This window comes from candidate division WOR-3 bacterium (assembly GCA_039801245.1).
Lineage (GTDB): Bacteria > Hydrothermota > Tepidihabitantia > Tepidihabitantales > Tepidihabitantaceae > JAOABP01.
The window spans coordinates 3,437-13,380 of the sequence record JBDRUF010000047.1 but is presented as its reverse complement, the minus strand read 5'-3'; the positions used below and the strand labels follow the sequence as shown (position 1 = coordinate 13,380).

Sequence of the window (9,944 nt, the reverse complement as noted above, 5' to 3'; positions counted from 1 at the left end):
ATATGCTCTTAAGGGCATAATGGTAAGGGGTAAAGGGGATGATAAGGGAAAGGGTAGGGGGGACTGTCCCCGGGACGACCCCTGGGCTGGTCACTGACCGGGATTCTGGCACCTCTTAACATTTTTGCGTATTGGTTATATATGGGGGAGGAGATTGGGTTGCTCAATCTTGCCTGTTTTAGGCATATAGATATATTGGGATATGAGCCTTTTGCTTTTCTTTTTGCTCCTGCCCCATAGCGGAAATAAAGCCGATTTTGCGGTGGTGCGGGTCATCTGGACATCTGACCTGCACGGGCAGTTGTTGCCAACACCTGACTTTGCCTCAGGAGGTCTGCCAAGGAGGAAACTGGGCGGATACAATCGCCTGGCGAGGCTGATTCAGGAGGAGAGGACCCAAGCCACACTAATTCTTGATAATGGCGACTTTGCCTTTGGCTCGCCTGAGGGTGACAGCTCTCAAGGACGGGTGATGATTGGGCTTTTTAACCGCCTCGGTTATGATGCGGTTGTTCTTGGTGCCAGGGATTTCAAGGATGGACTGGTAAACATTGAACTCCTTGCCCGCGCTGCCGGTTTTCCGATTCTTGCCGACCCGATGCTCAATGTCCTTTTGAACCGCCAGTCCCCGATTTTCCGACCTTATATAGTTAAGGATGTGAGGGGTGTGAAGGTTGGTGTGATTGGACTGATGGATAAGGAAATCACCTCACTCAATCAGAAAAGGTTTGTTGCGGGTGTTGTTGTTGATGAGCCGTTAAAGCAGGTGCAGAAACTTCTGCCTGCGGTTAAGGCCGAATCCGCCGAGGTGATTTTGGTTTTGGGTCATATCGGTTCAGGAGAGGGGCGGGTGATTGCCGAAAGCGTTCCTGAGGTTAACCTAATCATCTGCAAGGGTGAAGGTGAACGGGTTGAGAGCCAGTTGCCCAAATCTGGCAAGGCAGCGGTGGTTGTTGGCGGTGTTTACGGGCAGAGGGTTGGTGTTGCCGACATCCTTTTTCATAAAACTGAGCGCCGGGTGTATGCGGTTGAGGCGCAGGTTTTGAATGTCCTGCCTGAGGATGAGCCGGATTCGGTACTAAAGGCGCTGCTTGTTAAAGGGTATGACACAATTGTGGCATTTGCCGATGAGGAGTTTTTCCCTGATGAGGCGGGCAAACTGAAATTGGCATTAGTTATCTGTGAAGGGTTGCGGCAGGAGACCGGTGCTGATATTGCGATTCTGCCCCTAAGTGTAGTTGAGGCGGGTCTAACAAAAGGTGCGCTGACAAGAAGGGATTTGTTCAACTCGGTTCCCTATCAGGAGCGGTTAAGGCTCATCTATTTGCCGGAAAGTCTGCTGGCAATGGCTCTGGTGCCGGCGGAGATGGACAAGGGCTTTCCCTGCCCTGCAGTTGCCGGTGCAGATTTGTTTATCACCGGTGACACCCTTTTATGGCCAAGGCTTTTTGAGGTGGTAAGGTTCAGGTTAAGGGAGAGAAAAAGGGGATTTTACCGGGTTGTGACAACCGAGAACTGGCTTGAGCGCACCGGTTTAGAGGTGAGCGGCAGGGCTTTGCCTGACAATCTCACCCGCTTCTGGCTCAACTATGCGGAAAAGGAGAAAAGGGTTGGATCAGTCCCGCAGCCGAAACTGTATTTGGCAACACCCGGATTGCTCCCCAAAGAGGCTCCAGGTCTAATCAACATCAACACCGCCACCCTTGAACTCCTCTGCCAGTTGCCGGGAATCGGACCAAAGACCGCCCAGCGTATCATTGACTATCGGAAAACCCAGGGCAGGTTCAACTCCATTGAGGAGATTATGAATGTCCGCGGCATCGGACCGAAAAGGTTTGAGCAGATTAAGAACCTGATTACCGTGCGTTAGCAATTTCCTTGCTACTTGCGCTTGACAGAATGGGATTAGCCAATAAAATATTTGGGTAAAAGGATTGATTATGGGGCTTTTTAGTGTAAAGATGAAGGTGAAACCTCTTTCTGGTAAGGATGGGGTGACCCACAAGGCGTTGGTTGATACGGGTGCCAGTTTAAGTGTGATTCCAGCAAGGGTATTAGAGAAACTTGGCGTTGAACGGCGCCGGCGGCGCAGGTTTGTGCTCGCCAATGGCGAAAAGGTTGAACGGGATGTGGGCGTGGTGATATTCTATTATAACGGTCGCGAAGGTGCCGCAGAGGTAATCTTTGGTGAGGCGGGCGACAAATCGCTTATCGGTGCCCTAACCCTTGAAACCCTTGGTCTCAAGGTAAACCCTCGCAAAGGTTGCCTTGAGCCGATTGAACTGATGTTACTATGACAGTCTGCTCGCGCTTGAGACCATGATAGATTCGGTTACAATATATCCCAATGGTTGGGATCATTTTTAGTAGAAAATTGCTCACCATTAACAACGCTGGACAGATAAAAGGAGGAATATAAATGAAACAGGGTTTCGTAACTTTTATCTCATTGCTTGCGCTAATTTCCTGCGGCCAGCAGTCAAAAGCACCCACCGCGAAGCCAAAAAAAGGGCATGCCGGTCTGTTTCCCGTTAAAGTCAAGGACAAGTGGGGGTATATTGACAAGACCGGAAACCTTGTCATCAACCCGCAGTTCGACGACGCCTGGAGCTTCTCGGAAGGGCTGGCAGTGGTCCAGATTGGCGACAAGTTGGGATATATTGACAAAACTGGAAACCTTGTCATCAGCCCGCAGTTCGCCTTCGCCTCGGCCTTCTCCGAAGGGCTGGCAGCGGTCATGATTGACTTCAAGTGTGGGTAGATTGACAAGACCGGAAAACCTGTCATCAGCCCGCAGTTCGCCTTCGCCTGGAGCTTCTCCGAAGGGCTGGCAGCGGTCATGATTGGCGGCAAGTGTGGGTTTATTGACAAGAGCGGAAAGTTCGTCTGGGAGCCTTCAGAATAGCGGGACTGGATTTACACTTCTCCCTTCTGCCAGTAACATAGGGAGAAACGGGGGTATAATACGAAACCTCGGTTCTCTCTACCTGCATTTGAGATGGTGCCGGTTCAGAAGAAACCGGATTATGAGAAAGGAAAAACCTTCTTTTCTTCTTAAGTTTATTTCTTACCTTGCAAGGAAGAGCATAATTTCGGAAAGAGAGCAGTCGAGTTCTTCAGAAAAGTATTCATAGGCAGGGTCAAGCCAACAGGTCTGTTTAACCCTGATGCGGATGATATCGGTGTTTATTTCGGGAAATTCAAGGATTACCGGCTTTGCGCTCGGGATATAGAAACAGACCTGCCCCTTGCGGTCAGAAGAGAGAAAGCAGGCTTCGGTCGGTTCGGGCAGGTTTAGTTCATAAGCGGCGATGATTGAATCGGGATTTTTAGGGTGAGGGATTTCAAGGACAACCATTTTTGCCGCATTGCAGCCACAGGCGGTGCCTCGGGACTGGGTGTAAAGGTTGAAGACAATCAGGCGGTTGAACCGAACCGGACTTTTCCATCTCAATGCTAAAACCGGCAAGGTATCGCCTTTTGCGCTTGTCCAGGCGGTAAAGCCGTCATTGTCAATGAGCATTTTAAGTCCATCTGCTGATGCGGGGTGGCTTGATGTTATCTCGGCATCTAAGGCAAGGTTTTTACCCCAGCCTTCAGGGACAAGAAAGCGGTATTCGGTTGAATCCGGACACAGCCTTTGCCAGATTTGCGCAATTGTTAGGGTATCGTCACCAAAGAGGTAACGGTTTTTCCTGAGCAAGGGCGGTGATAAAAAGGGCAAGGAGCAAAATAAGGAATGGCTTTGTTTTCACCTAATAGGTTCGGGCGTAATAAATCAGGGTTTTGGTCTGTTTGCCGCAGACGATGCATTTCCCTAAGATGTTCTGCTCCTGTAAGGGCATATTGCGCGGGGTGGTCTTGGTCTCGTCAATGATTCTGTTCTCGCAGTCCTGAGAACCGCACCAGTGCACCTTCACATAGCCGGGCTTTTCTTTTATGTTCCTTTTGAACTCATCAAGAGTGGCGGCGGTGGTTGTGACGCTATCAACCCAGTTGCGGGCACGAACAAGCATATTGACTTGAATCTGGTCAAGGAGTTTTCCGGTCTCAGAGGCGAGGTTTTCAAGTTTGACGGTAATTTTCCCTGAACCATCCCTCGGCACAAGCACCACCTGATTCTCTTTGACATCCCTTGGACCAATCTCAACCCTTAAGGGCACGCCCCGCATCTCATATTCGTTGAACTTCCAGCCCGGGGTAAATTGAGGACGGTCATCAAGTTTCACCCTGAACCCGGCAAGGATTTCCTTTGCCTTCTGGCACTGCGCCAAAACCGCCTCGTCATCCTTGCCATAGAGAATCGGCACAATCACCACCTGATAGGGCGCTATTTTCGGCGGGAGAAATAGCCCCTTGTCATCACCGTGGGTCATTATCACCGCACCGACAAGGCGGCTGGAAACGCCCCAGGATGTTCCCCAGGGGTGCTTTTCGGTGTTGTCCTCATCAAGGTAGCGGATGTCAAATGCCTTAGTAAAGTTCTGACCCAGGTTGTGCGATGTCCCTGCCTGGAGAGCCTGACCATCAGGCATCAACGCCTCAATTGAATAGGTGGCAATTGCGCCCGGAAACTTTTCGCTCTCCGGCTTGAGACCGGCAATCACCGGTACCGATAGGTCGTTCTCAACAAAGTCAACATAGATGTTTAGGATGCGCAATGTCTCCTCCTGCGCCTCCTCCTCGGTGCGATGTAAGGTGTGCCCCTCCTGCCAGAGGAACTCAAGGGTGCGCAGAAAAAGCCTCGTGGTCTTTTCCCAGCGGAAGATATTGCACCACTGGTTTATCAAGACCGGGAGATCGCGATAGCTCTTGACCCAGCGGGCATACATATAGTTGATTATCGCCTCGCTGGTCGGTCTTAAAGCCAAGGGCTCGGTCAAATCCGAGTCACCGCCCCTTGTCACCCAGGCAACCTGCGGGGAAAAACCCTTGACATGCTCCGCCTCCTTCTTCAAAAAACTCTCCGGAATCAAGGTGGGGAAATAGGCGTTAGTATGACCGGTTGCCTTAAAACGGGCGTCAAGCCGCGCCTGCATATTCTCCCAGAGCGCATAGCCATAAGGTCTGATAACCATACAACCGCGCACCGGCGCATAATCGGCAAGCTCTGCCTTTAACACCACCGCGGTATACCACTCAGAGAAGTTGTCTCTCTTTGCCGGAATCTCCTTTACATAAGATTCATCCTTCATAGCCTCTGATACTAATCAAACTGAAAATCCAGTCAAGGATTACAGGCAAACCCAAGGGTGTTTCAGGCTCAATCCTTGGTCTTAAATCAGAAATGGCTTTGAGGTTTGTCCTGAAACTGCAAAAAACAGTCGGGTGAGGTTCAGTTATCTTTAGCCTTTTAACGGTCAAATCCCGCTCAAATATCGCAATTCGGATTAGGACCGGTTTGACTTAGGGGATAGCCCCCTAATAAAAATTGAACCTCTGCTAACTTGCGCAAATACGAAACTTAGTCCAAAAACCGCTCTGATATTTTGTTTATGGATATATAAACAAAGAACTTTTCCGTTAGGAGATTGCTCAGTTACTCTTTGCTTAAATCAGCCTGACCAAGAAGTCGTGGCAGGTCCATCTGGTCAGTAAAAGTATCAGCCGGCGAGCGCCCTGCCCAGGTAATATGGCCAGATGATTATCGCCAGAACCCCTTTCCAGAAGAAGGGCAGATGTAAATAGCCAATGGTAAACAGCCAGCCAATAAACCAGACCGGTCCCATAATATCCGGACCGCGCCACTCATGCCTTATCTTCACCTTGCCTCCTTTGCACTTGGTAGTTTGTTCGGCTTGGACTTCCTCGGACACAAAATCCTCCTTTTTGCCCTGCGGTAAAATAATAGCAGTAGCGGGGGCTGGATTCGAACCAGCGACCTTGAGGTTATGAGCCTCACGAGCTTCCAGGCTGCTCCACCCCGCAGTTATTAACCATTTTACCACATTTAGAATCCTTGTCAATAATAATCTTTTGACTGCAACCAGAGATTATTTTAATATCTTGACTTTTGCCGAAAATATGTTATAATTGCAAATTATTATTTACGACTTGGAGTTTTAATAGCGGTAAATATAAAGGAGATATATGTTTAAGATATTGAAAAAGCAGATACTTGCACCAGGTGTTAAGCGGCTGGAACTGGCTGCGCCCGAGATTGCCCGCAAGGCTTTGCCCGGGCAGTTTGTGGTCTTGCGGATAAATGAGCAGGGCGAAAGAATTCCCTTGACCATTGCGGATGCGCTTCCTGATGAAGGGGTTTTGGTTATTGTGTTTCAGGAGGTTGGGAAGACGACGATGCTTCTGGGCACCTTGAATGAGGGTGATGAGATTATGGATTTGATTGGTCCTTTGGGAAAGCCGAGCGAGATTGAGAGGTTTGGAACGGTTGCGTGCGTTGCTGGTGGTGTGGGCACACCTGAGATTTATCCGGTGGCACGGGCTTTGAAAAGGGCGGGCAACAGGGTTATCGGAATAATTGGATTCAGAAATAAGGATTTGATTCTGATGGAAAAGGAGATGAGAGAGGTGGTGGATGAGTTGATTGTTGCCACCGATGACGGCTCCAATGGCAACAAGGGGCTGGTTACCGATATGCTGCAAAGGGTGATTGACCGGGGTGAGAAGATTGACAGGTGTTTTGCGGTTGGACCGGTGATAATGATGAAGATGGTTTCACTTTTGACAAAGAAATACGGCATTCCGACGGTTGTCAGTCTGAATCCGATTATGCTGGATGCGACCGGGATGTGCGGTGTCTGCCGGGTTGAGATAGATGGCGAGACCAAATTTGCCTGCGTTGATGGTCCGGAGTTTGACGGGCATAAGGTCAACTTTGACCTTTTGATGGCAAGGCTCAAGACCTATGTGAAGGAGGAGCGGGAGGCGGTTGAGATTTTCCAGAAGGGGTGCGGTTGCGAAAGGAGGAACCGTGGCTAAAATCAGCCCAAAAAGAACACCGATGAAGGAGCAGCCACCCGAGGTCAGGCGGAACAACTTTGATGAGGTGCCTTACGGTTATACACCTGAGGAGGCGATTGCGGAAGCCCAGCGCTGCCTGAAGTGCAAAAAGCCAAGTTGTGTTGAGGGCTGTCCGGTTCAGGTTGATATCCCTGGCTTTATCGCTCAGATTGCCCAGGGCAATTTCCTTGAGGCGATGAGGGTAATGAAGCGGACCAATGTTTTGCCCGCAATCTGCGGCAGGGTTTGCCCCCAGGAGGTGCAGTGTGAAGGTGCCTGCATTTTAGGGAAAAAGATGGAGCCTGTCGCGATTGGCAATCTTGAGCGGTTCATCGCGGACTGGGAGGCAACCCAGCCCGAGTGCGTGATGTGCGAAATCCAGCCCTCGACCGGCAAGAGGGTTGCGGTTATCGGGTGCGGTCCGGCGGGTCTCACGGTTGCCGGTGATATGCGGAAATTGGGGCATGATGTCACCATCTTTGAGGCGTTACACAAGCCGGGCGGTGTGCTGATGTACGGAATCCCTGAGTTCAGATTACCCAAGACGGTTGTTGAACGGGAGGTGAACTTTGTCCGTTCGATGGGGGTGAAGATACAACTTAACTATGTGGTGGGGAAACTGAAGACCGTTGATGAGTTGCTTAAAGAGTTTGATGCGGTTTTTGTCGGAACAGGTGCGGGCCTGCCCCTTTTTATGAACATCCCCGGTGAGAACTACCTTGGTGTCTATTCCGCTAATGAGTACCTGACCCGGTCAAATTTGATGAAGGCGTATCTTTTCCCAAGGTATGATACGCCCATCGTTAGGGGAAAAAGGGTGGCGGTGATCGGTGGTGGCAATGTGGCGATGGATGCGGCACGGACCGCTCTGCGCCTTGGTGCTGAGCGTTCCATCCTTATCTATCGCCGTTCCCGGAATGAGATGCCGGCAAGGGCAGCGGAGATTCACCACGCTGAGGAGGAGGGGGTGGAGTTTATGCTTTTGACCAATCCGGTCCGCTATATTGCCGATGATAATGGCTGGGTCAAGGAGGTGGAGTGTCTGCGGATGGAATTGGGTGAGCCGGATGCCTCAGGCAGGCGCAGACCGGTCCCGGTTCCAGGGAGCGAGTTCAGGATTGAGGTTGATACGGTGGTGGTGGCAATTGGCAATAGCCCGAACCCCTTGATACCGCAGACCACACCCGGTCTGGAGACGACCAAAAAAGGAACAATTGTCTGCGACCTGAGGACCGGCAGAACAACTAAAAAGGGTGTCTTTGCGGGTGGCGATATTGTTACCGGTGCGGCGACCGTTATTCTTGCGATGGGTGCGGGCAGAATAGCGGCAAGGTCTATGGATGAGTATCTGCGCACCGGGGTCTGGTAAGAGAAAGGAGAGTTTATGAGCAGGAGCGATATTGTCCGCCGATTACGCAAGCGCCGAATCGGCGTCTTAATGGGAGGTTGGTCAAGCGAAAGGGAGGTTTCCCTCCTTTCTGGACAACGGGTTTTGGAGTCCTTAAAAAGGCAGGGCTATCAGGCTGTGGGGATTGACATCAACCGTACTTTTGTTGACCAGATCAGGCAGGCAAAGATTGATATGGCTTTTATTGCCCTGCACGGCAGACCGGGCGAGGATGGCACTATGCAGGGGTTTTTAGAGTTGATGGGTATCCCTTATACCGGTTCTGGTGTGACCGCTTCGGCGGTGGCTATGGACAAGGTCTTTACCAAGATGCTTTTCCGACAGCTGGGGATACCAACCCCGGACTTCATCAGCATCGGTGAGGATGACGATGTTGCTGCGGGTCTTGCCGAGGCAGAAAAGCGGTTTGGCTATCCGATGATTGCCAAGCCGAGGTGTGAGGGTTCAAGTGTGGGGATTGAACTTTTGGATGGGAGGCGCGGGGCGCTCGACCGGTGCGAGCGGGTGTGGCGTGGTTTTGGTGATATGCTCATTGAACCATTTATAAAAGGGATGATTGCCACCGTTGGTATCCTCGGCGAAATGGTCTTGCCGATCCTGGAGCTGGTGCCTAAGAGCCATGAGTTTTATAACTATGAGGCAAAGTACACCCGCGGTGAGACCGATTTCATCCTCCCCGCGCGGCTGGACAGCCGCACCGAAAAGAGAATAAAGGAACTGGCTTTGAAGGCGCATCAGGGTCTGGGTTGTAAGGGTTTTTCCCGAATAGATTTGATTGTCAAGGACAATCGGCAGCCCTATTTCCTGGAGATAAACACAATCCCAGGCTTGACCGACATTTCTGACCTGCCGGCACAGGCAGCGCATGCAGGAATATCTTATGATGAACTGATATTCCGTATTCTTGCCGATGCGTTAGTATAAGGCGGCCACGGGTTTTCTTGACAGGAAATGATTCCTGAATAATATTCTACGCTATGATTCGTAATCGAAGGCTGAGACGGCACCTGAGCATCAGGAAGCGCGTCAGTGGTAGTCCGGAAAGACCGCGGTTGTGCGTTAATCGCAGCAACCGGCATATCTATGCCCAGTTGATTGACGACACCACCGGCAAGGTCCTAACCGGTGCCTCCACCCTTTCTCCGGAGTTGAAAGGAAAGAAGTTGAAGCCGGTGGAGATTGCCTTAGAGGTGGGCAGACTGATTGCCGAAAAGGCAAAAACATTGGGTGTGAAAAAGGTGGTCTTTGACCGTGCAGGTTATCGGTATCATGGTCGGGTCAAGGCGTTGGCTGAAGGTGCCCGGCAAGGAGGTTTGGAGTTTTGAGAGAGATGGGAACAGAAACAGAGATAGTTCAACCTGAACCAGAGCTGATTGAACGGGTGATCAACATCAAGCGTATTTCCAAGGTGATGAAGGGTGGCAAGCGGATGCGGATTTCGGCAACAGTGGTTGTTGGGGATGGCAAGGGGCAGGTTGGTGTTGGTCATGGCAAGGCGCTGGAGGTGGCGGTGGCGGTGCGTAAGGCAACGGTGCGGGCGCAGAAGGAGATGGTGAAGGTTGCGTTTAAGGGG

12 protein-coding genes and 1 tRNA gene are annotated in these 9,944 nt (G+C 51.0%); 9 read left to right on the top strand and 4 right to left on the bottom strand.

Translation table 11 applies throughout. From position 1 onward, the window contains the following. Positions 1-202: 202 nt before the first annotated feature. From ABIK47_06895 to ABIK47_06880, 4 genes are all read left to right on the top strand, one after another. Positions 203-1,870, top strand: coding sequence for a helix-hairpin-helix domain-containing protein (locus ABIK47_06895; protein MEO0020344.1), 1,668 nt, complete (start codon positions 203-205; stop codon positions 1,868-1,870). Between the two features lie 70 nt (positions 1,871-1,940). After that, complete coding sequence (locus ABIK47_06890) at positions 1,941-2,297, top strand: aspartyl protease family protein (GenBank protein MEO0020343.1); 357 nt, start codon at positions 1,941-1,943, stop codon at positions 2,295-2,297. Positions 2,298-2,419: 122 nt separating this feature from the next. Then, positions 2,420-2,761, top strand: coding sequence for a WG repeat-containing protein (locus ABIK47_06885; GenBank protein ID MEO0020342.1), 342 nt, complete (start codon positions 2,420-2,422; stop codon positions 2,759-2,761). Continuing rightward, entirely contained in the window at positions 2,762-2,905 is a 144-nt protein-coding gene (locus ABIK47_06880; GenBank protein MEO0020341.1) for a WG repeat-containing protein, read from the top strand. It abuts the gene before it with no gap. A gap of 162 nt (positions 2,906-3,067) precedes the next feature. Here the strand turns inward: ABIK47_06880 and ABIK47_06875 are convergent, their stop codons facing one another. From ABIK47_06875 to ABIK47_06860, 4 genes are all read right to left on the bottom strand, one after another. Then, entirely contained in the window at positions 3,068-3,703 is a 636-nt protein-coding gene (locus ABIK47_06875; protein ID MEO0020340.1) for a hypothetical protein, read from the bottom strand. A 52-nt stretch (positions 3,704-3,755) separates the two neighbouring features. After that, positions 3,756-5,195 (bottom strand): proline--tRNA ligase, encoded by a 1,440-nt coding sequence (proS, locus tag ABIK47_06870; GenBank protein MEO0020339.1) that lies wholly within the window; start codon positions 5,193-5,195, stop codon positions 3,756-3,758. A gap of 408 nt (positions 5,196-5,603) precedes the next feature. Further along, entirely contained in the window at positions 5,604-5,765 is a 162-nt protein-coding gene (locus ABIK47_06865; protein MEO0020338.1) for a hypothetical protein, read from the bottom strand. 89 nt (positions 5,766-5,854) lie between these two features. Then, positions 5,855-5,928, bottom strand: a tRNA-Met gene (locus tag ABIK47_06860). A gap of 162 nt (positions 5,929-6,090) precedes the next feature. Here ABIK47_06860 and ABIK47_06855 point away from each other — a divergent pair. The 5 genes from ABIK47_06855 to ABIK47_06835 all read left to right on the top strand — a co-directional run. Further along, a complete protein-coding gene (locus ABIK47_06855; GenBank protein ID MEO0020337.1) occupies positions 6,091-6,942 on the top strand; it encodes a sulfide/dihydroorotate dehydrogenase-like FAD/NAD-binding protein in 852 nt (283 codons plus the stop codon). A gap of 22 nt (positions 6,943-6,964) precedes the next feature. Then, complete coding sequence (gene gltA, locus ABIK47_06850) at positions 6,965-8,332, top strand: NADPH-dependent glutamate synthase (protein MEO0020336.1); 1,368 nt, start codon at positions 6,965-6,967, stop codon at positions 8,330-8,332. 15 nt (positions 8,333-8,347) lie between these two features. Next, entirely contained in the window at positions 8,348-9,295 is a 948-nt protein-coding gene (locus tag ABIK47_06845; protein MEO0020335.1) for a D-alanine--D-alanine ligase, read from the top strand. A 53-nt stretch (positions 9,296-9,348) separates the two neighbouring features. Beyond that, on the top strand, positions 9,349-9,696 hold the full coding sequence (gene rplR, locus ABIK47_06840) for a 50S ribosomal protein L18 (GenBank protein ID MEO0020334.1): 348 nt from the start codon (positions 9,349-9,351) through the stop codon (positions 9,694-9,696). A 5-nt stretch (positions 9,697-9,701) separates the two neighbouring features. Then, positions 9,702-9,944, top strand: a 243-nt coding sequence (locus ABIK47_06835; GenBank protein MEO0020333.1) for a 30S ribosomal protein S5, incomplete at its 3' end; no start/stop codon positions are given.